The 25506-nt window shown below is 62.4% G+C and carries 24 protein-coding genes and 2 pseudogenes; 6 read left to right on the top strand and 20 right to left on the bottom strand.

The features are described 5' to 3' along the window. Positions 1-80: 80 nt before the first annotated feature. The 8 genes from NATPE_RS20405 to NATPE_RS20440 all read right to left on the bottom strand — a co-directional run bounded on the left by NATPE_RS20405 (position 81) and on the right by NATPE_RS20440 (position 4416). Complete coding sequence (locus NATPE_RS20405; protein WP_006183360.1) at positions 81-476, bottom strand: DUF7567 family protein; 396 nt, start codon at positions 474-476, stop codon at positions 81-83. A gap of 73 nt (positions 477-549) precedes the next feature. Then, on the bottom strand, positions 550-915 hold the full coding sequence (locus NATPE_RS20410) for a DUF7568 family protein (RefSeq protein ID WP_006183361.1): 366 nt from the start codon (positions 913-915) through the stop codon (positions 550-552). 3 nt (positions 916-918) lie between these two features. Continuing rightward, on the bottom strand, positions 919-1410 hold the full coding sequence (locus NATPE_RS20415; protein ID WP_006183362.1) for a hypothetical protein: 492 nt from the start codon (positions 1408-1410) through the stop codon (positions 919-921). 104 nt (positions 1411-1514) lie between these two features. Further along, positions 1515-1931 (bottom strand): hypothetical protein, encoded by a 417-nt coding sequence (locus tag NATPE_RS20420; protein ID WP_006183363.1) that lies wholly within the window; start codon positions 1929-1931, stop codon positions 1515-1517. Positions 1932-2005: 74 nt separating this feature from the next. Continuing rightward, complete coding sequence (locus NATPE_RS20425) at positions 2006-2668, bottom strand: DUF6735 family protein (protein WP_006183364.1); 663 nt, start codon at positions 2666-2668, stop codon at positions 2006-2008. A gap of 67 nt (positions 2669-2735) precedes the next feature. Next, entirely contained in the window at positions 2736-3116 is a 381-nt protein-coding gene (locus tag NATPE_RS20430; RefSeq protein ID WP_006183365.1) for a hypothetical protein, read from the bottom strand. A gap of 91 nt (positions 3117-3207) precedes the next feature. Then, complete coding sequence (locus NATPE_RS20435; RefSeq protein ID WP_006183366.1) at positions 3208-3396, bottom strand: hypothetical protein; 189 nt, start codon at positions 3394-3396, stop codon at positions 3208-3210. Positions 3397-3534: 138 nt separating this feature from the next. Further along, entirely contained in the window at positions 3535-4416 is an 882-nt protein-coding gene (locus tag NATPE_RS20440; protein ID WP_006183367.1) for a biosurfactant protein 1, read from the bottom strand. 144 nt (positions 4417-4560) lie between these two features. Here NATPE_RS20440 and NATPE_RS20445 point away from each other — a divergent pair, with 144 nt between their 5' ends. Next, on the top strand, positions 4561-5790 hold the full coding sequence (locus NATPE_RS20445; protein WP_006183368.1) for an RNA-guided endonuclease InsQ/TnpB family protein: 1230 nt from the start codon (positions 4561-4563) through the stop codon (positions 5788-5790). Between the two features lie 108 nt (positions 5791-5898). Here the strand turns inward: NATPE_RS20445 and NATPE_RS20450 are convergent, their stop codons facing one another. Together NATPE_RS20450 and NATPE_RS21880 are read right to left on the bottom strand one after the other, a co-directional pair. Next, on the bottom strand, positions 5899-6825 hold the full coding sequence (locus NATPE_RS20450; protein WP_006183369.1) for a transcription initiation factor IIB: 927 nt from the start codon (positions 6823-6825) through the stop codon (positions 5899-5901). Positions 6826-7138: 313 nt separating this feature from the next. After that, a pseudogene (locus NATPE_RS21880) lies at positions 7139-7674 on the bottom strand (IS6 family transposase). Between the two features lie 132 nt (positions 7675-7806). On the opposite strand from NATPE_RS21880, the gene ppc reads away from it, so the two are divergent. Next, positions 7807-10500, top strand: coding sequence for a phosphoenolpyruvate carboxylase (gene ppc / locus NATPE_RS20460; RefSeq protein WP_006183371.1), 2694 nt, complete (start codon positions 7807-7809; stop codon positions 10498-10500). A gap of 512 nt (positions 10501-11012) precedes the next feature. Further along, complete coding sequence (locus NATPE_RS20470) at positions 11013-12803, top strand: S9 family peptidase (protein WP_006183373.1); 1791 nt, start codon at positions 11013-11015, stop codon at positions 12801-12803. Between the two features lie 44 nt (positions 12804-12847). On the opposite strand, the gene NATPE_RS20475 is transcribed toward NATPE_RS20470, so the two are convergent. From NATPE_RS20475 to NATPE_RS20485, 3 genes are all read right to left on the bottom strand, one after another. After that, positions 12848-13246 (bottom strand): acyl-CoA thioesterase, encoded by a 399-nt coding sequence (locus tag NATPE_RS20475; RefSeq protein WP_006183374.1) that lies wholly within the window; start codon positions 13244-13246, stop codon positions 12848-12850. A 185-nt stretch (positions 13247-13431) separates the two neighbouring features. Next, positions 13432-15618 carry an LUD domain-containing protein gene (locus NATPE_RS20480; protein ID WP_006183375.1) on the bottom strand — a complete coding sequence of 729 codons (2187 nt, stop codon included), beginning with the start codon at positions 15616-15618 and terminating at the stop codon, positions 13432-13434. Further along, positions 15619-16125: a LutC/YkgG family protein gene (locus NATPE_RS20485; RefSeq protein ID WP_006183376.1), complete on the bottom strand. Its 507-nt coding sequence runs from the start codon at positions 16123-16125 to the stop codon at positions 15619-15621. 196 nt (positions 16126-16321) lie between these two features. Here NATPE_RS20485 and NATPE_RS20490 point away from each other — a divergent pair, with 196 nt between their 5' ends. Beyond that, positions 16322-17320 carry an IS5-like element ISNpe2 family transposase gene (locus NATPE_RS20490; RefSeq protein WP_015298795.1) on the top strand — a complete coding sequence of 333 codons (999 nt, stop codon included), beginning with the start codon at positions 16322-16324 and terminating at the stop codon, positions 17318-17320. A gap of 186 nt (positions 17321-17506) precedes the next feature. On the opposite strand, the gene NATPE_RS20495 is transcribed toward NATPE_RS20490, so the two are convergent. Both NATPE_RS20495 and NATPE_RS22880 read right to left on the bottom strand, forming a co-directional pair. Further along, positions 17507-18748: an IS200/IS605 family transposon protein TnpB gene (locus NATPE_RS20495; protein WP_006182403.1), complete on the bottom strand. Its 1242-nt coding sequence runs from the start codon at positions 18746-18748 to the stop codon at positions 17507-17509. Further along, entirely contained in the window at positions 18745-18921 is a 177-nt protein-coding gene (locus tag NATPE_RS22880) for a hypothetical protein (RefSeq protein WP_006182404.1), read from the bottom strand. The genes NATPE_RS20495 and NATPE_RS22880 overlap by 4 nt, the downstream gene beginning before the upstream one ends. A 231-nt stretch (positions 18922-19152) precedes the next feature. On the opposite strand from NATPE_RS22880, the gene NATPE_RS21890 reads away from it, so the two are divergent. Beyond that, positions 19153-19371 carry a hypothetical protein gene (locus tag NATPE_RS21890; RefSeq protein WP_015299327.1) on the top strand — a complete coding sequence of 73 codons (219 nt, stop codon included), beginning with the start codon at positions 19153-19155 and terminating at the stop codon, positions 19369-19371. A gap of 499 nt (positions 19372-19870) precedes the next feature. Here NATPE_RS21890 and NATPE_RS20500 read toward each other — a convergent pair whose 3' ends face one another. After that, positions 19871-20131, bottom strand: a complete 261-nt coding sequence (locus NATPE_RS20500; RefSeq protein WP_015299328.1) for a HalOD1 output domain-containing protein — start codon at positions 20129-20131, stop codon at positions 19871-19873. A 121-nt stretch (positions 20132-20252) separates the two neighbouring features. Between NATPE_RS20500 and NATPE_RS20505 the strand changes: the two genes are divergently transcribed. Next, positions 20253-20513, top strand: coding sequence for a MarR family transcriptional regulator (locus NATPE_RS20505; protein ID WP_006182406.1), 261 nt, complete (start codon positions 20253-20255; stop codon positions 20511-20513). A 2-nt stretch (positions 20514-20515) separates the two neighbouring features. Here NATPE_RS20505 and NATPE_RS20510 read toward each other — a convergent pair whose 3' ends face one another. From NATPE_RS20510 to NATPE_RS20520, 4 genes and pseudogenes are all read right to left on the bottom strand, one after another. Then, a complete protein-coding gene (locus NATPE_RS20510) occupies positions 20516-21025 on the bottom strand; it encodes a hypothetical protein (protein ID WP_006182407.1) in 510 nt (169 codons plus the stop codon). Beyond that, positions 21022-21618: a DUF7437 domain-containing protein gene (locus NATPE_RS20515; protein WP_006182408.1), complete on the bottom strand. Its 597-nt coding sequence runs from the start codon at positions 21616-21618 to the stop codon at positions 21022-21024. Before NATPE_RS20515 ends, NATPE_RS20510 begins: the two co-directional genes overlap by 4 nt. A 49-nt stretch (positions 21619-21667) precedes the next feature. Further along, a pseudogene (locus NATPE_RS23600) lies at positions 21668-21823 on the bottom strand (DUF7558 family protein); the annotation flags it as partial. A gap of 336 nt (positions 21824-22159) precedes the next feature. Next, positions 22160-25498 (bottom strand): hypothetical protein, encoded by a 3339-nt coding sequence (locus tag NATPE_RS20520; RefSeq protein WP_015299329.1) that lies wholly within the window; start codon positions 25496-25498, stop codon positions 22160-22162. Between the last annotated feature and the right edge of the window lie 8 nt (positions 25499-25506).

Genomic DNA, 25506 nt, shown 5'->3' on the forward strand with positions numbered 1-25506 from the left:
CTTCGGCGAACGATCAACTCGTGGATGCGGCGATTGCGAGGTGTGTCGCACGTAACAACCCCCGTCCTTGTCCTGCCTTTCTACGCTAGATGTGACACCCCGTCTGGCTCCTCGACGCCGTCGAACTCGCCGCACTCGACAGGTTCCCAGTCCTCCCCCGGCTCTGGACTCCACCAGTCGACCTTGTAGGCGCCCGGTGCACCGAGGATCTTCACGCGCGCCGACCCATCAGGCAGGTCGCGCCGCAGTTTCTCGTCGACGTGGAGGTTCCAGGTCGTGCTTGAATCGAAGCAGGCGAGTACGGCCTCCTCGTAGCCGCGTGTTTCTCGGGATTCCTGGAGTTCGACCTGGGTGTTGCAGTTCTTGCAGAACACCCCCTCGAAGGGGATGTGAGTGAAGACCTCCTGCCCGCAGACGGGACACCAGAGGAACTCGAACAGTGCCTCGCTGTGTCGGTCAAGTACTTCGAGACTCATTGGTTGACTCACCCGGTCGTACCGGGCCACCTTCTCGTGCCCGGATGAAAAACAGCGCCCAGCGCTCACTCACTCACCGTTCAGCGCCGTAGACGATGCGTGTGGGGGCTTCGTACCCACAGTCGGGGCAGTCGTACCACCGCTGGATTTTCGCCCCGTCTGCTGCCTTCTCGCCGACGCGAACGTCGTCGTTCGGACACTCCGGGCAGCTGAGGTCCGGGACCGGCCGCTCCCGGAGTTCGTCACGGAACGACGTCGCGTCCTTCGTCTCGTACCCACGTGACCACACCGGGTAGCCGTCCACGAGGATTGCCCCGCGCCACTTGTACCGGTAGGAGTCCGGGGCTCGATGCAGGACGGCTCGCCCCCCGGTCTCGGTGTTCCGATACGCAAGCGTCGGCGAGCGGCTCTCGCGTCGCCAGTTGGTGATGCGAGGCATTATTCAGAAGTGGACGTCAGCGGGTACGATCCAGAGCTCTTCACTCTCCTCGAGGAGTCGATCCAGCTGTCCACGGTGGCGAATGCCGGTTCCGTGTTCGGTGTACAGGAAGATCGTCGGGCCGTCGTACGCACCGACCTTGTGAAACGCGTGCCGGGCGAGGTCCTCGTCGCGCATGATCTCCTCGTCGGAGAGCTCGTCGATGGCCTCTTTCACCCGGTCGAGATTACGCTCGAATTCCTCCTTCGTCGCCTCCCAGCCACGTTCGAGCAGGTCTTCGCCGTCATCAGAGTCGACGGGGGCTGCCGTCGGCAACTCCCCCCATCGTGCCTTCCCCGCAACGGACGTGTCCTCCTCGTCGAAGGTCACATAGTAGTCGAAGACGGCGCCGGCGTGTGGGTCCGCGCCGACCAGGCGGTCGAACACCGACTTTCCGGTGGCCAGGGCGTCGTCGTGCGTCGATGCCTCTACCAGAGCGTAAATCACCATGTGCATCTCGAACACCTCGAAACACCGACGCACCGGGTGTCGTTGCTCGCCCCAGCTGCGCCGGCACCCATCGCCGGCGCTCGAAAAACTCTCCTCGTGACGGCGGATTCTCAGGCTTCGTCCGTTCGTTCGACAGTGATGGTCAGGTCGCCCGATTCGTAGTCAGCCTCGAAGTCGACCAGGAACGCGTCCGCCTCGTAGGCGGCGTGGTAGGCGCGGTGCCGTTCGAGCGAGCCAGTCGCCTTGAAGTGGAAGAACGCGGCCGCCGTGTAGGGCTTGCTCTGTGTTTCGACCTGCGACTCGACGGAAGCCGGAAGCGCGATCTGGGGCGTCTCTGTGTCGATACTCGCAGCGAACTCCTTCGCTTCCTCGACGGTTGCTTGCGAATGTGCCGGTGTCTCGCCGGTCAGCACGTTCACAGGGGTTTCCGTCTCGTCGGTGAACAGGACATCTTCGAAGGTGTGTGTCCCGAGGATCGCCTCGGGATCCAACTCGCAGTCGTGGAACGGGTCGTCGTCTGAGGTCATCGAATCACGAGCCTTTGGCGGGGCTCACCCATTCCGGCCCCTGAAAAACAGCAGCTGCCACGAAGCAGATCGAACTAGGAGTGGTTGAGGCTCGCCTTCTCGAAGGGTGATTCTCCGGTCGGAATGAGCAGCTCCTGTCGATCTCCGACTCGCTCGGCCAGCTTCCGTTTCAGGTACTGTCTCGCCGTCGACGGCGTGAAGACGCCCTTGTCGAGCATATCGCCGACGACGTCTTTGAGGGCCGCGAACTGTCCCTGTAGGTGGCCGTCGCCGACCGGCTCGCCGTCGTACCAGCGCACCGTCGCGAGCGCGCCGTTCCCGACCGTCTCTCCCTGTTCGACCGTCTCCGAGTCGTACTGGAGCCCGAACCACAGCGTCCGATAGGCGGACACCTCGAACGTCGTCGACATCACGAAGAACGCCTCGTGGTGGAGGTAGTCGAGATGGTCAGCGACGATCTCGTCGAGGGTGAGCCCGGTGGCGCGGGGCTTCGGCTCGACGACCGTCGACGGCCGATCCTCGCCGGCGAGGTAGCCGTCGACCGCATCTGCCTCGAGGCCATCGGCCAGCTCTGCGAGGAGCTGTTTCGCCCACTTGGAGTCGGTGTCGTCGCCACCGAACGGCGACTCAGCCGAGATTCGGTGCTTGAGCTTCAGGTTCGCTGCGCCCCAATGGCTGTAGTGGAGCGTGTACTGTCCGTCTGTGCGTTCATACGCAACGAGTGCGCGGTGTCCCATCGAGCAATCACCTCACGGGGCGACCGCGACTGGACCGCCCCGCACCCCTCCCGGGGGACGAACAACGCTACTCGTCGATCGGGTCGGGGGAACTGAAGTCCGCGTGGAGGACTTCGCCGTCGTGAACGACGTACCGCTTGGCCAGGACTGGGAAGCGGCACTTGGTGAACCCCGCTGTCTGGATGTCGAATTCCTCGTTGGCTTCGAGGTGGTCGGCGAGTTCTCGCAGGAATTCGTGGGTCACGATCCCGCCTTCGTAGTCCGGCAGGCCGTTCTCCCGCGCCTCGTACACCTCGAAGTCGTCGTACCCCCAGATGGTGAGCTCTCCGTCTTCGGTCACCTCCCAGTCGAGCGTCCCGAAGCAGTAGCTCTCACAGAGCTCGCGGACTGCCTGCGGATCCGATACGATCGCGCCAGTCGACGTCGTCGCAGCTTGCAGTGTGGCCATATCTGGACTTCACGGGGTCGCCCCCGCACCCCTGTCGGGGGCGATAAACCAACGTGAGCGGTGCCTCCCGAGGTGTGGCCGACGACGCCAGTTAGGAATCTGCGTGGGCGTCCGCCCCGGCTCCGTCGCTCGGCCGCGTGAGAAGGCTCACCTCTTCCAGGAGGTCTCTCGCGGTCTCGACTCGCTCTCGATCCGCGTCGTCCAATCGGTCGACGTCGAGTCGGTTGAGATTGCTGAGTATACGATGCATCCGGTAGCCCTGTTTGAACTCTTGCTCCATCGGAAGCGCCTCACCGCTCGCCGGCGCGGAAAGACTCCCTATCGAGACTGGCGTCGGGGTTGCAGGAGCTCGCTGCCTTAACCAACGACCCTCGACGGTACTCGCAGTCTGTTGGTTAATCAACGCCCAGCACTGGCGCTACTCGAGACTGGGTCCGTAGCGAGCCGAGCCACACACCCGACACTCCCAGATCGGTTGCCCCGTCCACGCTTCATCCGGGACCGACTCGTGGGTCTTGAACTGATGGTCGGTCGCCCGTCCACAGGTTTGACAGTCGAGTTCCTGCGTCGTCGGTACCGACGACGCCTGCCGATCAGCCCCAGCTTCGCCGGCGGATTCGGTCAGCGCTATCGCTGGAACCAGCCACACCGCGTCGTCGGCGTCGTCGAGGACCGCGTCGAGACGCGACGCGTCGCGGATGCCGTCCCCACGCTGGTCGTAGAGCCGCGTCGGGGCCTGCTCCTGCCGCTCCGACGCTCCCTGCCCGTGCCACCCAGCCCGGTCACGGGCGGCACTGAGAAGCCGCTCTCCCTCCGCTGACGCCACCTGTACCGCGTCGGGGAGTGAGGGCCACTGCTCGGCCAGCTGGCGCGCCGGCGCCTCGTCGAGGTCGTAGAGGAGTGTGTAGTCGTCGACGGCCGGCTCCGCCTCGTTGGCGGAGAGGAGGTTCGCCGCGGCGCCGCCCTTCGCCACGGCGCCGTAGAACGTGGTCGACTCGACGACCAGGTGGACGATGCCGAGGCACGTCGTCGACGCGGCCTCGTCCGTGCGAGTGACGTCACTCCCGAGATGGTTGCTGAGACAGAACCGGCATTTCGTCTGGCCGTCTGGGACTGACGCCCCACAGGACCGGCACTCGCCATCGGCGGCCGTCGCCACATCAGGGTAGCCACCAGCGCTCGTCGCGACGCGTTGCCGCCGGGGGGCACCCTCACACCCGTCGTCCAGTCTCGTGTCCGGAATGTGGGACGCCTCGCCGGTCGGCCGCAGTTCCTCAAAGTCGGAGTAACGACCGTTCATAGATACCACCCTGTGGAAACCGATCCCCGCAGCTGAGGGAAGGAGTGTGTTCGCTTGCCTACGCTACCGCCGTTGCCGGTGGAGGGGTGCATCCCCCACCTGACTATATTAATACATTTAAGCATAGATCGAGTTGTGAGTTTTATGGAGGTCCGTCGAACTGTCCCGGTCAAACTCGACGTGACCGATGAAGAGGCGGACCTGCTTCACGAGACGATTGATGAGTTCCTGTGGGCCGCCAATTACGTCGTGGACTCCGCGTGGGACGGCGAGTGGGCTGAAACCCGTTCGTCCGTCCTGCATGAGATGACCTACGACGAGGTTCGCGAGCAGACGCGACTCCACAGCAATCACGTCCAATCGGCTCGTAACCGTGCTGTTGACGCGCTCAAGAGCATCGTCGCCGAGTGGAAGAACGGCGAGTACGCTTCGATTCCGACGTTCTCCTCGCTGTTCTGCGAATACAACCAGCGCAACGCCACGTTCCACGACGACCACGCCGTGTTGTCTACTGTCGATGGGCGTGTCACCGCCGAGTACGTCTTGCCCGACAAGACCCGTGACACGCCCCACTCGAAGTACCTGCGTTCTGAACGATGGGAGACGACAGGCGCGACACTCCACTATCGCCGTGGTGACTTCTACCTCCACGTCCGAACAAAGGCGGACGTGGACGATCCCAAACCGGCCGAGAACGGAACGGTTCTCGGTGTGGACCTCGGGATTGAGAACATCGCCGTCACCTCGACTGGCGCGTTCTGGTCTGCCGACGAACTCAACCACTGGCGAACGGAGTACGTCCAGCGCCGCAAGTCGCTGCAGGAGTGTGGTTCGCGGTGGGCCCACGAGAACGTCCAAGCGGTCGGACGCAAGGAGACGGGGCGCTTCGAGCAGTATCTTCACCGTATCGCGAACGACATCCTCGCTGAAGCGAGCGAGAGTGGTTGTACGGTTATCGCCTTCGAGGACCTGACGGATATCCGCGATCGGATGCCCGACGCCCGCCAGTTCCATGAGTGGGCATTCAATCGTCTGTACGACTACGTCTCGTACAAGGCCGAGGGACGCGGGATTCAGGTTAAGCAGGTAAACCCGAAGAACACGTCCCGCCGGTGCTCGTCGTGTGGGTTCACCCACGAGGACAACCGCCCGTCGCAGGACACCTTCCGCTGTCAGTCCTGTGGATACGAGAACCACGCGGACTACAACGCAGCGAAGAACATCGGCTATCGACTCCTTCGCAACCAAACTGGCGGCGAAGGAGGCGCACCCGTAGGCGTGCGCTTGAACACCGGGATGCTGAACGCGAACGGGGTCAAACCCGTACCAGATTCGGTTAGAGCGGGAGTCCATGGTGAAAGTCCGCATCTTTAGGTGGGCTAGCTTACAGAGTAGTCTACAGAGAACTTCGCTCGTCTTCGTGTTTAAATCGTAGCGTGGATAGACCGATGTGCAGTACAGACGGAGAGACCGTGATCTGTCTCAGGCGACCTGTTCCTCCAACGTATCCCGGTGTGCCCGGACGGTCGCCTTCGAGGCGTTCGCCACATCCGCGGCCTCGGATTGCGTCAACCATCGCCCCTCTTCGCGACCGGCCTTGTAGAGACAGGCCGCGGCGAACCCGGCCGGATGGACGCCCGTCGTGACGCCGCGCTCCTCGGCCTGTTCCGCGAGGGCTCGGGCCCGCTGTCGGATCTCGTCCGGACACTCGAGGTCCGAGGCGAGTCGCGGCACGAACATGCTGGGGGAGACGGGCTCAGCGGGGAGGCCCAGCTCTTCGTTCAGCGTTTTGTACGCGTTCGTGACTCGTGACTCCGCGACGCGCGCCATCTCGCTGATGTCGTCCACTAACCGTGAGAGGCCGTTGCACCGGCAGGCTCCGTAGACGCTGGCCGCGGCGATGGCCTCGATGGATCTGCCACGAAGCAGATCCTCATTCTGGGCGCTCCGGAAGAGCTGACACGCCTGGTCGCGAACCGAATCGGAGAGCTCGAGGGCACTCGTCAACCGACGCACTTCGCCCAATCCGTGGGCGAGATTCCGTTCCGCTTTCGACCGCCAGCGACCGCGGGTCTGCTCACGGCGCATCCGCGCGAGTCGCCGTCGCTTCTGCCCCGAGAGTTCGTTCCCCTTCGCGTCGGTGCCGCGACCGATTTCCGTCGACAGGCCGCGATCGTGGCGGGCCGCAGTGAGTGGAGCACCCGTTCGCTCGCGCTTCTCGTCGTCGTACGCCCGCCACTCCGGCCCGTGATCGATGCGCTGTTCGTCGATGACCAGGCCACAGTCCTCGCAGACTGTTTCGACCGCGTTCGTGGTGACTCGACCGTCGCACTCGGGACACTGGTTCGCACTCGATTCCGTTCGGACGTCTTCGTCGAAGCTAGTTTCGTAGATGTCTCTAGTTGCCATCGTTCTCACCGTGTTTCGGGAACCCGCCAGTACAGCGAGCCCCTCACCCATTGAGGGGCAAATAGAATATGGGGAGAGACTGATGCACCTACTGAGGAATTTAGAGTGATTGAATCATAGTGTTATAGCGATTTATGGGTTTTAAGGAGCCAGCGCCCTCGGAAGTAGGACACAACCTACGAACACGAACTCAACTACCAGCATTCAAGCGGAATCCCTCCAACGTAATTAAGTTACTACTCCGAAAATTATATCCTCGATAGAAGGTCGTGTTAACTTAGGCATGATTCCACCAGACGGTGTAGGCTTGTAACTACGTTTCCGCGGTCGATGAATCGACGTGGCTGAACGAAAGACACGTTCGACTTGATTTCTGTAGCTGTGGATCTCGACGCGGTATTCAAGCCTTTCTCGACGGAGCGCGCCCGCGATATCGGCTGCGACATCGACGAGAAACACAGAGCCGGAGACATCGTGTTTCTCACACAACTCGATGAGAAACGCTCAACCGATCGGGATTGTATACGTCGGAAAGAGCCGCGAATGAAGGATTCTGTTCGTCTGCGGATCGACTGCAGCGTACAGCCAGTGTTCCTTGAGTGCTCTTCGTCGTTGACCCAGATCCACTCCGGCTGGCTGTAAATTGGCCTTTCAAACCTAATTGTGAACTGCAGTGCGACCCCGTTTGACACCCAACTCCTCAAGAAGAATACCTGTATTTGGAAGTGATAATCCAGCAAGATGGTGGCGGATACCCGTTTCAATGATCTCGCGGGGTGTCCGCTCTCGCTCCACAAAACCAAAGTTAATCCACTCGGGACACTCGCTGAGGCGGTCGGTTTCGGTCATAGGAATCTGAGACTCTGACCGCCTCTTCCTTAACACGACGGTGAAGAGCGGCGAAAGCTGTGAGCCACAATCTAGTTGATCTGGCGGTGCTACAACCAAACATCCATTAGGATGGAATTACGGGTTGACTGCATGGAGTTACATGGTCGGAGCGTGCGGCAGGACGTCCGCGAACTCGGTGAGACTCTCGGGGATGTCATCGCCGGCCACGCATCGGATATCTCGTTCGAAGCCGTCGAAACAGCCCGTACCGCCGCCATCGACTATCGTAGCGGTGACGCACCGGACCGACGACCACTCGAGCGATCACTCAGACAGAACCCAGAAGACGTCAACACGGACATTGCCCGCGCGTTCACGAACTACTTCGAACTCATCAATCTCGCCGAAGAACGCGAACGCATCCGAGCCCTGCGCCGCGGCGAACACGAGGGGAGCCTTGGGGACAGTCTCCGCGCAGCCGTCGAAACCCTCGCCAACGAGGGCGCACCACCCGAAACCGTCGCCCGCGTCCTGGAGGACGTTCGCGTCAAACCGACCTTCACCGCGCATCCCACCGAGGCACGTCGCAAGACCGTGAAGGCCTCCCTCCAGCGCGTCAGCGACCTCATCAAGGAACTCGACGAACGTCGCCTCACCGACCAAGAACGCAAAGTCAAACTCGAGCGCCTCGACGCCCTCGTCGAGAGCCTGTGGACGACCCGCCAAGTCCGCGAACGACGGCCGGAACCGTTTGATGAATCCCGAAATGTCCACTGGTATCTCGCTAACGTCATCTTCGACGTCGTTCCCCAGGTCTACGAGGAACTCGAAGACGCACTCGAGGCCGAGTACGACGATCCACCCGAGGTTCCCCAGATCCTTGACTTCCGATCCTGGGCTGGCAGCGACCGCGATGGCAACCCCTACGTCACTCCCGAAGTCACCGAGAAGACCCTCGGCCGCCAGCGCCGACTCGTCCTTGAGCGCTATCAGGAGGCCCTCGCCGACATCGCCGGCGTCCTCAGCCAGGACGCCACCCGCGTTGATGTCAACGGCCTCCCCGAATCCCTCCAAACCGACGCCCATGCTGTCCCCGGCGTCGTCGAACGCGCGAACGAACGCTACCCCGACGAACCCTTCCGCCAGAAGGTCGCCGTCATGCTCGAACGCGTCTCCCGCGTCGACGACGTCCGACCCGGAGGCTACGAGGATTCGGCGGCCTTCCACGGCGAACTCGAACGCCTCACCGAGGCACTCCGGAACACCAGCCTCGACGACGTCGCCACGGAGTACGTCGACCCACTCATTCGGCAGGTCGAGACCTTTGGCTTCCACCTCGCCGCCCTCGACCTCCGCGACCACCAGCAGATGCACACCGGCGCCCTCGAACAGGCCCTCTCTCAGAAGAACATCGACTACACCGGGATGAACGAGGGTGAGCGCGTGGAGTTCCTCACGGAGGCCATCCTCCAGGACCAACCCGTCCTCGACCTCACCGATACCGAGGGGCTCGACGACGACGCGAGCCGCGTATTTCGCCGCTTTGACGCCCTCGAGAACTGGCAGCGCGAGTACGGCCCCGAGGCCATTGACATGTACGCCATCAGCATGACCGAGGAACCCAGCCACGTCCTCGAAGTCCTTTTCCTCGCCGACCAGGCTGGCGTCACCTGCCTCCCCGACCACGCCGGTATCGACATCGTCCCCCTCCTTGAGACCGAATCCGCACTCTCCGGCGCCCGCCGCATCATGGGCACACTTTTCGAGAACGACGCCTATACCCAGAGCCTCCAAGCCCGCGACGGCGTCCAAGAGGTCATGCTCGGATACTCGGACTCCAACAAGGAGAACGGCTTCCTCGCCGCGAACTGGGAGTTCGACCGCGCCCAGCGTCGCCTCGCCCAGATCACCGACGACTATGGGGTTGGTCTCCGCTTCTTCCACGGCCGCGGCGGCTCCATCTCCCGTGGTGGCGGCCCCATGAACGAAGCCCTCCTTGCCCTCCCCAAAGAGACCGTCTCCGGCGAGGTCAAGTTCACCCAACAGGGCGAAGCCATCGCCGAAACATATGGGAATCCGCGCATCGCTGAGCGCGAACTCGAACAGATGCTCAACGCCCAGGTCCGCTCCCGGCACGCCGCTGTCACCCAGCCAGATGACCGTCTCCCTGGCCACTGGGAGGACGCCATGGACATCATGGCCGAAGCCGCCCGCGATGCCTACCGCGACCTCCTCGAAACCGAGGGATTCGTCTCCTACTTCGAGCAAGCCACCCCAATCACCGTCATCGAACAGCTCAACCTCGGCTCCCGCCCCGCCTCCCGAAGCGGAGAGCGCAGCGTTGAGGACCTCCGCGCTATCCCCTGGGTGTTTTCCTGGACCCAGTCCCGCTGCATCATTCCCGGCTGGTATGGCCTCGGCACTGGCATCCAGACCTACCTCGACAAAGGCGGCGACCTCCAAGTACTCCGCGAGATGTACGAGGGGTGGCCTGTCTTCCAGACTACCCTCGACAACGCCGCGCTCAGCCTTGCCCGCACCGAGATGGAGATCGCCAGCGAGTACGCTAACCTCGCTGAAGACGACCTCCGCGAGGAATTCTTCCCACGCATCCAGGCCGAGTACGAGAATGCGAGCGGCCACGTCCTCGCCACCACCCAGCGCGACGACCTCGTCGACCGCCCGTGGCTCCGAGAGAGCCTCAACCGCCGCAATCCCTATGTTGACCCACTCAACTACCTCCAGATTGACCTTCTCAACCAAAGCCACCGTACCAATCAGGCAGAACGCACACTCCGCCTGACGGTCAAAGGAATCGCCGCCGGCATGAAGAACACCGGCTGAAAATTTTCACCGGCAACTTCCAGACGACGCCACAATCAAAGAAGTCATTCTGAAAAAGTAGAAAATCGGTGACTAGACAGTTCGTATCATCGTTGACTATGATGTGGACCACCCGAGAAATCTACCGCCGAAGACACCGACGTGAAAGACACCGTCGGGATTAACCTCGGTATCACGAAGTTCATTCACGACGCAGACAGCCAAGCGTTCCGGTAGACGAGCAAGTAGAACGCGCTTGAATCGAGAAATGGAATCAAGCGCTCGAGGGAATACGAATCGAACAACTGGACCAAGGCAAGACCACACTTAGCGCGAGCGTACAACCGTCTTTCGAACAAGCGTCGGCGTATCGAGAAGTACTCACTAACGCCAAAACGCAACAGTTTGACGCGGTGTTCCTCGAAGATACGAGGTGATCCAAACATTCGAACGGTTCGGTGAGAAGAATGGCTGTCACGTTGTCCTGGTTCCTAGGAGTGAACACCAAATCCCCGCGCTCGGTACGCGACCCCATGCCGGACGAGATACCGCTCGAGACCCACTACGACCTCCAGCTGCCGAATGACGTCGCCGTGGCCCCGGATGGCGACCGGGTCGCGTTCGTCGCCGACGAGTTCGACGAAGCCGACGACGAGCGCCACAGCACGCTGTACGTCGCCCCGGCCGACGGCTCTCGCGAGCCGCACCGACTCACGCGCGTTTCGGAGGCGCAGTCACCGAAATGGGGGCCGCAGGGGGACCGCCTCGCGTTCCTCGCGTCGCGCGAGACCGATTACGCCCGTCGCCAGGGACGCGAGGACGACGCTGCGGACGAGGAGGAGGCCAGCTCCGACGACGGAACTGGCGGGGACGATGGGGACGAGGGACTCGAAACGCAGGTGTGGTGCTTCGACCTGTCGCTGGGCGGCGACGCTGAACAGGTCACCGACTTCGACGAGGGCGTGCGGGAGTTCGACTGGGGGCCCGACGGCGACCGCATCGTCGTCTCCGCCCGGGATCCGACCGAGGCGGAACAGGAGTACCTGGAGCAACGGGAGGAGGGCGGCCCGATCGAGACCGAACGCCTCCAGCACAAGTTCGACGGCGTCGGCTTCACCGACACGGTGACGACGTACCTGTTCGTCGTCGACGTCGCGACCGGCGAGCGCAGGCGGCTCGACGACGCCTACGGCGCCGGCTCCTCGGAACCCCTGATGGGGCTCCAGCCCGCGTGGGGCCCGGGTGAGCGTATCGCGTACGTCTCCGTCGACGTGAACTCTCCCGACGTCGACGCCGACGACCCCGACGATACGCTCGTCGTCGACGTGTTCACCATCGCGCCCGACGGCTCCGAGCGACGGACGGTCACCGTCGGCGAGCAACGCTGCTCGGACCCGGTCTGGTCGCCCGACGGCGACCGGCTGGCCTTTGCCGCGGGCAACCCGACGAACTGGTACCAGCCGACCGAAGTGTACGTCGCGCCTGACGACGAGACGGCGATCCCGTATTCGGTCTCCGCGTCGCTGGATCGCACGGTCGCTCGCTTCGGCGCGCCGCGCTGGCAGGACGACGACACGATCGTCTGCCCGTTTGCCGATCAGGGCAGGACCCGTCTCGTCGAGCTCGACCCCGACGAGGACGCCCCGACGCGCGTGTTCGACTCGCAGGGCCGCGACCGTGACCTCGGGCGATTCGACCTGGCCGGCGGCACCGTCACCTGCACGCTCGCGAGTCCCAAGGGCGGATCGGACGTCTACACCGTCGCCACCGACGACCTCGAAACCGGCGAGGAGGAGGACCTCACCCGCGTGTCGCTGCTCAACGAATCGTTCCTCACCGAGTACGAGCACCCGATGACCGAGCGCGTCACCTTCGAGAACGAGGACGGCCGCGAGGTCGAGGCCATCGTCTACCTGCCGCCCGGCTTCGACCGCGAGGACCCCGACGCGGCGCCCGAACACGGCATTTATGATTTCTACTCGACATTTGGTACCGATGATAATCACAATTGGCACGATTGGGAGTTCGGCATGCCGTGGGAAAACGTCGAGACGTACCGCGAAATTTCCTCGCTCACGCGCGCCGGCGACATCGACACCCCGCTCCTCGTCACTGCCGGCGGCGAGGACTGGCGCTGCCCGCCGTCCCAGGCCGAGCAGCTCTACGTCAGCGTGAAAAAACAGGACGTCCCCGCGCGGCTGGTTATTTACGAGGACGAACACCACAACATCGGGGATCCGTCGCGTGCGACCCATCGCGTCGAGGAACTGACTGACTGGTTCCGGCGGCACGACCCAGCCATCGAGACCGAGGACGGGGACTGACACACGGCAGGAGGAGTCGACGTCGGGCTTCGCAGCCTCGGCGGTTACAGGTCGTGATACGATTCGATCGTCCCCCGCCAGTCGGACGGGATCGGCCGCGATTCCTCGTTTTCGGCATCGTACAGCACCTGAACGGTGTCCGCCGTCGCCGCGATCTCCTCCTCCGTTCGGATCTCGTACTCCATCGGGATACTCGAGGTGCCGAGTTCCGGCACGTCGACCGCGACGGTAACCGACCCCTGGTCGAGTTCGACGGGCGCCCGGTAGTCGATCGAGAGCGATGCGAGGACCGACGCGGTAGTATCGAGTGACCGCCCGAGTACCTCGGCGAAGTATTCGACTCTCGCCTGTTCGAGATACGTCGCGTACACCGCATTGTTCACATGCCCCATCGCGTCGATGTCCCGGAACCGAACGTCGATCGTTGTAGTGAACCGGCTCATACCCGCAGTGTCGTGACTACCTATATCAGACCGTCGAACCCGCACAGCTTTGCGGCGGGTGCGAAACGAACTCTCTTCGCACAATTACGGCGGATACCCCCGATAGCGTATGCCCGCTCCCGGAACCCGCCATCCACGGAGTCCCTCCAGGAACGACCCGTTGTGGTCTCTCCGCTCTCGGCTCGTCACTGCGTGTCGAGTAGCCGTACGGGGTGTGCAGGCCGACGCGTGAGCAGTGCGTCGAGTTGTTCGAGACACGAGGTGCCGCTGGCCACGACGGTGCGGTCCGCATTCTCCTCCGTCGTGAACTGGTCGACGAGTTCCTCGCCGACGTCTACGCTGAGCTCGTAGTACTCGGACTTGTAGCCGAAGCTCCCGGCCATCCCGCAACACTCCACGTCCGAGGTCGTGACGTCGAACCCGCAGTCCTCGAGGACCGCAACCGTGTAGGGCTCCAGATCGAGCGTGCGCTGCTGGCAGTGGCTATGATAGGCGATCTGATCGTCGTCGCCGCCGGGAAGTGCGTCGACGTCCGCGCCGTTCTCGAGCAAGCCGTAGACGTACTCCATGATCTCGTAGCTGTTGTTCTTCAGCGCAGCGTGGTCGTCCTCGGGGAGGAGCCGTTCGTACTCCCGATGGAATATCGCGAGGTCCGAGGGCTCTATGACCACGACGTCGTGGCCTGCCGCGACGGCGGGGGCAAGCGCGTCGTAGACGGCTTCGGCGTTGCCCTGGGCGGTCGTCACCATTCCCTGTGAGAGCGGTGCGCGTCCGCTCTCCCCGGCGGCCGGGACGTCGACGTGGACGTCCAGGGCTTCGAGGACGCGGATGGCAGCTTTACCGCGCTCGGTGCGCACGTAGTTCGTGTACGCGTCGGGATAGATCGCGACCTGCCGGCGCGCCTCGTCGGGGTCCACCCGCGACCCACGGTCCTCGAACCACTCGACGAGGGATTCGCGCTCGAACTCCGGGAGCTCGCGGCGGCTATCGATACCGAGGGTTCGCTCCATCAGGGATCGGGCGGTGCCGGTTTGTGCGACCCAGTTCGAAAGTGGCGCGAACGCCGACCCGAGCTTCGCCAGCGTGTCGAAGTTTCCGAACAAGCGCTTCTGCGGGTCGACGCCGCCGGGTTCCTCGTCCGGGGTGAGCCCCTCGACGAGGAAGTCGAGGTCGCCGTCCTTCCCACGGTTGATGCGGTCGCGGACGACGGTGTTTATCCAGGGGATGTCGATCTTCACCGGACACTGATTCACACACCGACTACAACCAGTACAGAGGTCGTTGAATTCCGCGGCGCTGTCCTGTCCGTGGACGCCGGCCTCCCAGCCGGTGGCGATGCCGCCGGAGTACGTCTCGCCGCCGAACGCGTGGCCGCCGACGTGCTGGAAGTTCGCACAGGAGTTCGCGCACGCCGAACACCGAATGCAGTACAGCGTCTCCCGGAGCTGGTCGTCCTCGCGCATCTCCATCCGACCGTTGTCGATGAGCACGAGGTGGAACTCGCGGTCATCGCCGGGACCAAGTTCGTCACCCTCGCCAAAGGTCGGTGAGTCGCCGGGCGGGGTGAAAAGCGAGACGTAGGAGGTAATGTCCTGTCCGGTTCCCGACCGGCCGATGAGTTCGACGAACGGCTGGAGGTCCTCGATGGTCGGGATGATCTTTTCGACGCCCGCGACCGCAACGTGAGTGTCCGTCGCCTGCACGCACTTGCGGGCGTTGCCCTCGCTCGTGACTAACGCGAGCGTGCCGGTGTCCGCCGTGACGAAGTTCGCGCCCGTCATACCGACTTCGGCGTCCAGGATTTTCTCCCCGAGATACTCGCGGGCGAACTGCGTCAGCTCCTCGGCAGTTTCGAGGGGCTCCTCCGGCTCGAACACCTCGTTGAACAGCTCAGCGATCTCCTCGCGGGACTTGTGGATCGCCGGGGCGACGATGTGTGAGGGCGCCTCGTCGGCGACCTGCAGGACGAACTCGGCGAGGTCGGTCTCCCAGACGTCCGCGCCGCTGGCTTCGAGGGACTCGTTTACCTCCATCTCCTCGCTGGTCATCGACTTCGACTTCACGACGTTGCGACCGTCGGCGACCTCCGTAATGTATCGGTTCGCGTCGGCGGCGTCGTCAGCGATGTAGACGGTGCCGCCGTTGGCTTCGACCGCCTCGGTAACCTGATCGATGAGTTCGGGGAGGCGCTCGATGGCGTCCTCCTTGATCGCACGGGCCTCGTCTTTGAGGCCCTCGTAGTCCTCCAGATCCGCGGTGGACTCGTAGCGACCGTCGTTGAAGACCTGCGTGTTCTCGTGGACGCTGTCGCCCTCGGTGTCGAGGAGGTGGCGGATGCGTTCGGCTTTCCGCTGCCGGTCATCGACGCTCATCTATCTGTCCTCCAGGAGAACGACAGTGACCTCCATCGGGCCGTGAGCCCCCTTCACGAGCGCGCCCATGTCCGCGGTGGCGCTCGGTCCGGTCGCGATGACGGCTTGCCCGGCACCGCTACGGACGTCCTCGGCGAGCCGATCGAACGTCGCGTCCATGTCCGGGAGGACATCGCTAGCGGCGACGACGGCGACGTGTTCGTCGGCGTAGAGGCTGACCGGCTCCTCGCCGTCGGGCCCACCCTGGACGATTACGGATCCGTAGTCGGCGATGCCGTATCCGGCAGCGGTGACGCCGGTTTCCGCGGCCTCGAGTTCCTGCACCGTCGGATCGGTCGCCACGGTGTCCGGCAGGGAGACGTTCTCGAACGGAAGCGGAGTGCCGACCGCGGGAGCGTCGAGAAGCGGAGGAAGCGTTGACTCGAACTGATCGGACGTCGTCCGAACGAGTTCGACCCCGACCTCGTCGAGGGACGACTCGAAGGTCGTGATTGGCTCGGCAGACATATAACGGAAGATTATGAAACAGCCTAATAGATGTTTCCCTCTCCGTATCTGATCGACAGTATATATCATATTCTATTATTAATAGACCATGCTATCCTCACCGTGATCTGGGATATTATATCACGAGAAAGAAAGTTACAAATACGTGAGCGTGTCATAGAAAGCGTCACGTACGAAGCAGCAGGGTGCGGAAAGTGTGTCCAGCACAACCGCGACCCTGCAAGACGTTGCTTCGGTCGATGAGTTTTTGAATGCAGCGGCTACGGAAACAGTTCCGCTGTTTGAGTATCTTGAGTTCGAGTTTCTACTGGAGTACGACGTGTTCGCCCCCGCTCGCCGGGGGCGAACACGAGTTCACCAGCCACCTGATCTCTTTCGCGCCTTTCTCCATTGCTACTACAAGAACATCTACGGAACACGCCCAGTCACGCGAGAACTCCAGCACGGCCTTGTCTGGTACTACTGCGGACTCGACAAACCGCCATCGAGAGACACCATTGACCGGTTTCTCACTGATCTCGAACACATTATCAACGATGTCTTCGACAGGCTCGTCGAGCAGGCCGCCGTCCGCGGCCTGCTCGACTCGACGTACTCTATCGATTCGACGCACATCGAGGCGATCCAGTACAACGACGCTGCCTCATGGAACTACGATCCAACAGCCGAAGAGTACTACTACGGCTTCGGCTGTACGATCGTTTCAACCGGTGCAAAGATCCCGATAGCAGCGGAGTTCACACAGGCCAAACAAGCAGACCAAGAGACGGCGATGCGCGTCACGGGTGACGCGCTCGCCGTCGATACACCGATCTGGATGCTTGGAGACAGCGCCTACGACATCCTCGATTGGCACGACTACCTGCTGACCGCAGGAGTCGTGCCAATCGCTCCGTACAACCCGCGAAACACTGACGACCCGAAAGACATCGAGTACAGGGTCGAAGACCGCATTGAGGAACACAGCGAGGACGTTCAGCTGAAACGATCCATCTTGGACGAGACGTTCAACAACCGGACAGGAATCGAACGAACCAACGACGCAGTCAAGGACTGCGGCCTCGGGCACGTCCGCGCCCGAGGCCGCGTCCACGCACGAACAGAAGTGTTCGTTGCGCTATGTCTTCGGATCGTCATTGCAATCACCAACTACGAGCGAGGACACGATCCAGGACGTGAGATGCTCAAGCTATGAGTTGGATTCTATGACACGCTCTACCCACATAACCCCCCATTCCACCGACAACAGTTAGAGCATTACTGAAAGCGCTAGCAGTTGGAAAAGCGAGCGACCAGCGGATCGACATCCACTCCGCGTACACGGAGCGTCCGCTCACTGGTGGCACGGCGACACCACGGCGGCACCTTACGGGTCTGTGCGCTATTCGTTGGGAGCCACCGTGGCTTCCTCGACGGGGAACCACTGGTGGTCGTCCCACTGGAACCGCACGGGCCGTGCCGTCGGCCTGACCGCGGTGTTCGTCGCCTGTTCGACCAGCGTCCGCGACGCGACGAGGTCGGCGTGCCCCTCGAAGCCACACGGACACCGCAGGGTCTCGCGATGTCGGCGCGTCCGCTCGCGTTCGCCACACTCCGGACACGTCTGGGAGGTCCACGCCTCGGAGAGTGAAGCCACCTCGATGCCGTACTCCTCACAGACGTTCGCGAGCTGGTCGAGACACTGCCGATGCGCCCAGAAGGTACGCGCTTTGAGGTTCGCCTCGACGGACCAGTACTCGCCGAGAACGCCGGTGAGATCGCCGTGGTAGATGGTTTCGACGCCGTCATCGTGGAGTCGCTCGACCAGATCACGAAGGAGCGCGTTCACGGCGTGGTCGCGCCGGCGGGACCGCTTCCGATGGAGCCGCTGGATTCGATTGCTGGTCTGCTGTCCATCCGGCAGCTTGGCTTTGGCGTCGGCGATGCGCTGGGTCGTCTCACGGAACTGCCGAAACGGCTCCTGACCGCTGTACCAGTACTGTTCACCGGCCGTCGTCGTACACGCCACGAGGACGTTCGCGCCGATATCGAGTGCGGCGACGTCCGTCCCCGCCGGCGTCGCCGGCTTGCTCTCAGGGACTGTCACTGGTTGATGGGCGCGATACGTCTGGTCGACGTCGTCGTAGGTGAGGTGGAGCCGGCCCTGCTCGCCCTGCCAGTGTGGCTCCCCGCGGACGGCAACCCGGAGCCGTTCGGCCCGCCCGAAGCCGTACTCGTCTTTGAGCTGGCTGCCGATGGGCACTTCGAGCCGGGAGCGCTCGCCCCAGTTGATCGTGTAGGCGTCGTTGCGGATGTAGGTCCGCAGGTCGCGCCCGTCGGCTTGGTTCCCCCAGTAGCCGGGCGGACTGACCTCCTGGTCGGCCTCCTCAACCATTTCGAAGAACGACCGCCAAGCGGCGTCGTTGACGCGGGTGACCTGCTGGGTCGTCGCCGACCCTAACACGTCGACGTATTCGTCGTAGTAGTTCTCACACTCCCAGACGCTCCCGCCGGCGAAGAACTGCTGCCGGCGCACATACGTCAACTGGTTCCAGAGGCTCGCTGATGCTTCGAGGAGGCGTCGAAGGACGGCCCCGTCTTGTTCCGACTGAGGAACGACTTCGAAGGTGTTGGTTCGTCTCATTGCTCTGACTCACCCCACATTCGGGGCACATAGCCGAGATGTTCGATGTCGTCCGCGTAGTCCCGAAGGAGCCCTACGAGGACGATCTCCGGGACGCCGTTCTCGGTCTGTTCGACCAACCACTGTTCCAGTTCGACTTCGGCTGCCTCGATCTCGCTGAGGTCAACCGGCATCGTTCATCGCGCCTCCGTCTGTCGGTATACCTGTCGCTGGTGGTGGTATCGCATCTCGAATCACCTATGCTGTGCAGGCACGACCGAACGCGCCTGCACCCTTCGCAGGCGCTCAAAAACACCACCGCACTACGCAGTCAGAACGAGGTTTCGTAGAACAGCTGTTAGACTTGGCTTGAATCGGTAAGTACAGAGGACACATTTATTACATAGCCAATCTAGTTCGCAATCATGTCTCGGGACGACACCGTTTCTCAAGCCGCATTATACGGTCTTACCGGCCTTACTATTCTCTCAATTGGAAGCCTTATCGTCGTTGCAGTATTCTACGCTTTTTCCGATACAACGTTGCTCGTGGCTGTTCCGCTGGTTCTCGTTTGGCTGATTAGCGCATACTATGGAATGAGGCAGTTCGCCCACGGTCTCTATGAAATCGCCGAAAGTGCATAATTCAGTATTGGTCAGATCAATCGGTTAGCATATCTACTTACCAGCAGATTCGTCGATTTCTGCGACGAAAATAACCACCCCCTGAACAGTTCTTTGGTGCCTCAACCAGAGCTCTCCCAGTCGGGGTGAGCAGCCACGCCGCGCAACCCCTCGCGCTTACCCGCTGGCGTCGAGACCAGATTCATTTTAGCCCGGAACGGGCGCGGGCGGTGCGGAGAGCGCCCGCACGCCCGGAATGGTCGGTCGCGAGCGACGCGGAGGGCGGCAGCGGCGAGCGGGGCGGGCCGGTACGTACACATCTGTCGAGCTGGCCACGTCGCTCGGTGCGTCAGCTACCGACCTGGCGGACTCAGAAAGGGCGAGACCGTCTCGGCCGTCCCCCGACCCCGCAAGCACCGCAGGCACGAGGCGCGCAGCGGCGGTCGCGGGACGTCGAGCGGTCGAGGGCTCTCAGGAATAGGGCTCTCAGGAATGATCCCTATCTCGGACCCGCACGTCGTTATTCGCCGACGGACTGGGACTCGTCCTCGACGATGACGTCCACACCGTCCGGTGATACTTCGAGCGGGATCTCATCGACAGTAAACTGAACGGTGATGTTCTCATCGGCGGAGGCGATCACCTGTTCGAGCGCATCGGGGTCGACGTAATCGTGGAGCTGGTAGGAATCGTCCTCGAGTCCACACGTCTCCAGTGTCTCGATGATCTCCACGAGGAGGTCCCTAGAATCATCCGAACTGTCCGATGGAGAAGAGTGCATCTGAACGCTCGGGGCTAAGAGTTGCAGGCTTGTAAAAGGTTAAGAGTCAACTACAGGAGCGCACCGATTTGCTACTTGACTTAGCGCGTTCGGGAAAGCGTCGGCGCAACCACAAGCGATTATGCGCTTTGACGCCGACTGGATGTCTCGCGCCGATGACCGCATTCTGGAGCATCTCTCTGAAGCCGGTCCCGATACCCCGAAGGAGATGGCGGACAGCGATCGCGTGCGCTTCTCCCGTCAACACATCAATGCCCGCTGCAAGACGCTGGTCAAATACGGCCTCCTCGTCCACCTTGGCAACGGGGTCTACGATATTACGCGAACGGGAGAGCAGTATCTCGCCGGTGACCTCGACGCTCGTGACCTCGTCCCCGAATAGCGTCAGCTGTCACCGGCAATCAGGTCCTCGATGAACCGGAAGCCGTTCACGAACGTCACCGAGTCACCGTACCCCTCACTTGCGAGTACGGTTTCGGCGCCTTCGCCGGCCGCGATGTCGGTCGTGTAGATGTACACATCGGTCGCCGTCCCCGCGCTGAGATGCTGGGCGGCTAGCGCAGCGAGGGCGGCGTCGGCACGCTCGACCTCGTCGGCAGGGCGGTCGTCGGCGTTCGCGATGTACCGCTGGACCCCGTCCATCACCCGCGAGACAACCGGTTCGGAGAACTCGAGCGGCGCCGCAACCGTCGCCCAGCCCTCGTCGATAGCAGCGTCGATAGGTGGCGCCTCGACGTCGGGGTCGTCGACGGTTAGCTCCTCGTACACCCGTTCGGGCAGGACGAAGGTGACGTCGTTCCGGCGAGCGAACCCCCGGACGGCCTGATACCGACTGTTCGACGGTTGCCCCATCGCGACGAACAGGCCGGTGTCAGCGATGTGGAGCCGGCTCACGCGTCGTCAGCACCGTCGCCGTCGATGGCCAACTCCTCGACCCCTGCCCCGGCCTCCTCGATTTCGTAATGTTCGTGGACGACGGGCCGGAGCGCCTGCAAGATCATCTCCGCCGCCAGTGGCGAGATGTCGAGGTCCTCCGCCATCAGCCGGTGGGTCACCTCACCGCGTTCGCGGGCGATAGCGTAGGTGAGCGCGGTCGCGAGGCCGGCGACGCCATGTCGGTCGATGTAGGTGTCGATGTCGGCGTCCGTCTCGCGGCGGCCGACGGCGTCGATCAGCGCCGGCGTGATCGTGTACTCGCGGTCGCCGGCGGCCGTCGTCACGGTCAGGTCGATCTCTCGGGCGGCGTACCGGCGCGGCTGTTCGTCGTCGGTGACGTCGACGACGCCGGCGTCGACGAGCCGGTTGACGTAGCTGTAAGCCGTTCCCTGGGCGAGTTCGAGGTCGTCCATCACGTCCTGGACGGTCGCCTCCCCCTCCCGGGCGAGGTACGCGTACAGCTGGGCAAGCTGTGGCTCCTCGAGGAGGTCTGCGACCGAGAGGAAGTCTTGGACGATGTCGCCGTCGGCGCGATTTGAAGTGCGTGACACGATTCGTTCTTGATTACAGTTTACAGCGAATCAGTAAAGAGTGTTGGGGTCACTCTGCCGGCGTCGCGACGAGATGCTCCTCGAGGTCGCGCGTCCAGTACGTCGCGAGGCCACCCGGACTACAGTGGGCGCACAGTTGCAACGGGCCTTCAACGTGGCCGAGTACTATCCAAAACCGAGGAAGGGCCGTGATTGTGTCGAAGACCCCCGGAATGGTTGGGCCTGAGCGACGCGGGAGGCCCGCGAACAAAAAAGCGGGACATCGGTGAGCTTTGCTCACCAGAAGTCGCAGTGGCGAGCGGGGCGGGCCGTTGAAGATGTGGAAATGACCGGGTAGTGAGCCCAATATGTATACAGACCCTCTATTTAGCAACGAATTCGACAATCGTTATCTCGAACCATGCTCCACTGTTAGAAGGTTTAGTTATAATTGGATTCACAGCTGTATTGTTTAAAGAAATGTGCTGTCTCTTCTATGGCTCCAGTGATGACACCCCAAAGATTTGGCTACCTGTATCTAGAACCGACATGCGCCTACCCCTCAGAGATAATCGAGAAGCCGTCGGTACGTTGCCGTACTGATTTCGTCGTGCTCGACCGCCTCGTAGACGGCACGTTCGCACTCGGTCCGGGTCGCAATCAGTGCCGAACCGTCGCAAACCTCCGGCAAGAGGTTGAGGACGGCAGCCGTAGTGTTGGGATCAACCCGGAGCGAGGCGGCAACAAGCTCACGCATCGATCCCTGAAACCTGTCGGAGCCCACCAGCGTCGAGAGGTCGCCGTGAGCCTCCCCGAGTGCCCGCAGATCAGAGAGGTAGTCGTCGACCTCGTCCACGCAGCCGGCCTTGAGGCTCGCTTCGGTTGCATACAAGAGTCCCCCAACCAGATCCTCACGGACCGACTCCGTCGGGTGTGAGGTGTGCAAGTCGTCGAGTTCGGTGAGTGTCTCGTCGACTTGTTCCCATTCGGTCGTCTTTGCGTAGCTCGCAATCGCGGCCAGCAGGGCCCGCGAGAGTATGCGCGCAATCTCCGTATTTGGGAAGTCGCCATAGAGTCTCCGGACGTCGTCGAGTGCCGCGTTGAGGTTGTCCCACTGTTCAGTGCGGCGATACACTTCAATCGTGTTGGCTATCGCCTTGGCTGTCGCCTCGGCAACGGCTCCATCCGACGTCGCGTCGTACAGCTCTTGGAGCTTGGAACATACGTGCTCGGCTCTCGTACGGTGATCTGTGCCCACGTAGGCCGTGAGCTCCGCGAGTGCGTCCGCCAACTCGTCGCGGACGGTAGCCTCGTCCGACGAGGCATACAGGTCCTCGAGTTCGGACACCACCTCAGTAGCCTGCTCGAAGTTCTCGTCTCGAGCATAGTGCGAGACCGCGTTGTACAGCCCGATTGCATACTCCCGGCGAAGGGCTGGCGTGGACTCGGACTCCGCCAACGAATCAAGCTCCGAACGATACCGCGTGACGGAGTCGAATTGGTCGCGGTTGCCGTAGTCGGCAATGGCGTTAGCTAACAGCATGCCATAGTATCTCGCGGTATCGGTCTCCGGTCGAGCCCGATAGAGTGTATCGACTTCAGAGCGAATTCGCTCGACCTGTTCGAACTCGCCAACCGCGCCGTAGCCGCCGGCAGCGTTCATCAACCCCATCGCGAGCGCGTCGCATGTCTTGTCGTCGTGGTAGTGATCGTCGAGTACTCGTAGTTCTGCAAGCGTCGTCTCCACCCGATCGAAGGCCCTAGCTCGAGCGTAGATGTTAGCCGCGTTTCCCAGTGCGACCGCGAACTCTGGAGACGTATTCTCGCGTGGCAAGTTCTGGATCGTCGCAACAACGTCGTCGACGGCCTCTAGCGCACCTATGGCACCGTAGTTACGAACCGCATGGGAGAGAACCTGTCCGTACTCGGCGGTGGAAAGTTCTCCCTCGTCGGCGAGGATGCCCATATGCGTCACCCACTCGGTCGCCTCGTCGACGGAGACTCCGTCGCCGACCTCGTGAAGGAGCCGCCCGGCGAACCGGAACGCGTGGTCCCCAAGCGAATCGCTCCGTAGTCCGCCGACTACCTTGGCACGAAGTTCTGCAATGGGTACTGCCGACGGAGCGACGGCCATTAGGTACCGTTCGGCATCCAAAATGGTATTAAGCGGGAGGTCGGCATTTGCGATCTCGCTCGCTAGTTGCCCTGAGACCGCGTGGATCGTCTCTCGAACCTCAGGGTAGAGGTCCAGCAACGGGCTTGATTCGAGGTCGGCGATGCCGCGCGCGACTTCGGTCGCCTTCCGCTGGACAGTGTCGGAGCGAGCGTACGTCCGAAATTGCTGTGCATCGAGCACCTTGATCCGGAGGAAATCGGCGACCACGTCGTACCGGTGGGTGTACGTAAACTCGGGATCTGTCGCCTTACCCTTCCGATCGAGATACCCAGCGTCGGTGAGTGAATCCAGTTGATCGCGACGAGCCAGCCCGCTATCGAGAGCCGGTAGGTCGTCCGTGAGGAGGCTCTCATCGGACGGTTCAACGTACTCGTAGTGGACCGCAATCCACTTGAGTAGTCGTTCAACGACCTGTGCTGGATCGACCTCCGCGACGCGTTGTAAGTCTCCCTCGGTACTCGTCATCTCGCCCACGACGTTGGACAACGCCCGCTCCAGGGTCAGAGGGTCGGCTTCGGTGTCGGCGGCGAGTTTCGCGAGCAGGAGCACGAAGAAGGGGTTACCGTCGGCTTGCTGGACGATCTGGGCGGCGATCTCCTCGTCGGTGTCGTACGGCTCTAGGAGTTGGACAAGCGATCGCTCGGTCGGCGGGTTCACCCAGAGTGTGCGGGTGGTCACGGATCCGAGTCCATCGACGAACCGGGAGACAGATCTCTCGTAGGCAGAGCGGGTCGCGGCGACGACCTGCACGTCAACGTCACGCGTCGACTCGTCGCGGTGCTCCTCGACGGCCTGCCGGATGAAGTAGTCCATGTCGAGTCGGCCAGCGTCGTCAATAAACAGGACGACGTCCCGGTCGGCGGGGAGTGGCTCAGGTTCCGGCGTGTTTACGAAGAACACCTCGCAGTCCGACTGAGCGTCGAGCATCTGACCCGTGGCAGCGAGGAGCCTGCTCTTGCCAGCTCCACCGTCGCCCGAGACGGTGACCACGTCCGTCCCCCCTTCGAGTAACCGAAGCAGTTCCGCCCGAGCGTCCGCAACGCGATCGGGCAAGCGCTCCCGACGCGGGGGTTCCGACTCACGAACGGCCGGCATAGGGACGTACTCCGGTCGGGTGTCGAACAGTGCCGTCACGCGCTCAAACTCGCTCAAGGACTTGTAGACGTTCAGTCCGGCTCGATCATTGGGGAGCGACGCGAGTCGCTCGCGTAGGTCCCGAACGGACGCAAGGAGGGCTTCGTCGGCGAGGTCGGTCCCGGCCACCGCGGTCTCGTACTCTCGCATCGCCGTCCGGTACGCGTCGACCAAGGCGGAGCGCATATGCTTCCTTGGCACCGGCTCGGTTATCTGTGAGTCGACCCTCGCAACCCAAGTGTCCAAGATTGCTTCGATCGCTTCCCTTTCCGTCTGGGTCGTCATCCACTCATGCTCGGCGGAAGCCAACTCGTCGGGCTCCGTGACGGCAGTCTCTAATCCGTACAGGTCGTGGACGAACGAGTCCCACGGCTCGAGCGCATTCGTCAGCGGCTCGGCTCGTTCGTCGTCGACCCGGTCGATGAGCTGGGTTTCGAGTGCTCGCTGGAACTCGGTTTCCACGTCCTCGAGGTCCACCGAGTATTCTGCCAACCGGTCGAGGTCGTTGATCCAACTGTGCGCCCACTCGGACCCCCGCTCTGCTCCAACGAGGATTAACCCAGCGATGAACGAAACGGCAAACGCGCTCACTGCATACG

This window comes from Natrinema pellirubrum DSM 15624 (assembly GCF_000230735.2).
Lineage (GTDB): Archaea > Halobacteriota > Halobacteria > Halobacteriales > Natrialbaceae > Natrinema > Natrinema pellirubrum.

Bases quoted from the DNA above. Each gene is read 5' to 3' on its own strand.
- NATPE_RS20405 (WP_006183360.1), bottom strand. From the start codon at position 476: ATGAGTCTCGAAGTACTTGACCGACACAGCGAGGCACTGTTCGAGTTC.
- NATPE_RS20410 (WP_006183361.1), bottom strand. From the start codon at position 915: ATGCCTCGCATCACCAACTGGCGACGCGAGAGCCGCTCGCCGACGCTT.
- NATPE_RS20415 (WP_006183362.1), bottom strand. From the start codon at position 1,410: ATGCACATGGTGATTTACGCTCTGGTAGAGGCATCGACGCACGACGAC.
- NATPE_RS20420 (WP_006183363.1), bottom strand. From the start codon at position 1,931: ATGACCTCAGACGACGACCCGTTCCACGACTGCGAGTTGGATCCCGAG.
- NATPE_RS20425 (WP_006183364.1), bottom strand. From the start codon at position 2,668: ATGGGACACCGCGCACTCGTTGCGTATGAACGCACAGACGGACAGTAC.
- NATPE_RS20430 (WP_006183365.1), bottom strand. From the start codon at position 3,116: ATGGCCACACTGCAAGCTGCGACGACGTCGACTGGCGCGATCGTATCG.
- NATPE_RS20435 (WP_006183366.1), bottom strand. From the start codon at position 3,396: ATGGAGCAAGAGTTCAAACAGGGCTACCGGATGCATCGTATACTCAGC.
- NATPE_RS20440 (WP_006183367.1), bottom strand. From the start codon at position 4,416: ATGAACGGTCGTTACTCCGACTTTGAGGAACTGCGGCCGACCGGCGAG.
- NATPE_RS20445 (WP_006183368.1), top strand. From the start codon at position 4,561: ATGGAGGTCCGTCGAACTGTCCCGGTCAAACTCGACGTGACCGATGAA.
- NATPE_RS20450 (WP_006183369.1), bottom strand. From the start codon at position 6,825: ATGGCAACTAGAGACATCTACGAAACTAGCTTCGACGAAGACGTCCGA.
- ppc (WP_006183371.1), top strand. From the start codon at position 7,807: ATGGAGTTACATGGTCGGAGCGTGCGGCAGGACGTCCGCGAACTCGGT.
- NATPE_RS20470 (WP_006183373.1), top strand. From the start codon at position 11,013: ATGCCGGACGAGATACCGCTCGAGACCCACTACGACCTCCAGCTGCCG.
- NATPE_RS20475 (WP_006183374.1), bottom strand. From the start codon at position 13,246: ATGAGCCGGTTCACTACAACGATCGACGTTCGGTTCCGGGACATCGAC.
- NATPE_RS20480 (WP_006183375.1), bottom strand. From the start codon at position 15,618: ATGAGCGTCGATGACCGGCAGCGGAAAGCCGAACGCATCCGCCACCTC.
- NATPE_RS20485 (WP_006183376.1), bottom strand. From the start codon at position 16,125: ATGTCTGCCGAGCCAATCACGACCTTCGAGTCGTCCCTCGACGAGGTC.
- NATPE_RS20495 (WP_006182403.1), bottom strand. From the start codon at position 18,748: ATGAGACGAACCAACACCTTCGAAGTCGTTCCTCAGTCGGAACAAGAC.
- NATPE_RS22880 (WP_006182404.1), bottom strand. From the start codon at position 18,921: ATGCCGGTTGACCTCAGCGAGATCGAGGCAGCCGAAGTCGAACTGGAA.
- NATPE_RS21890 (WP_015299327.1), top strand. From the start codon at position 19,153: ATGTCTCGGGACGACACCGTTTCTCAAGCCGCATTATACGGTCTTACC.
- NATPE_RS20500 (WP_015299328.1), bottom strand. From the start codon at position 20,131: ATGCACTCTTCTCCATCGGACAGTTCGGATGATTCTAGGGACCTCCTC.
- NATPE_RS20505 (WP_006182406.1), top strand. From the start codon at position 20,253: ATGCGCTTTGACGCCGACTGGATGTCTCGCGCCGATGACCGCATTCTG.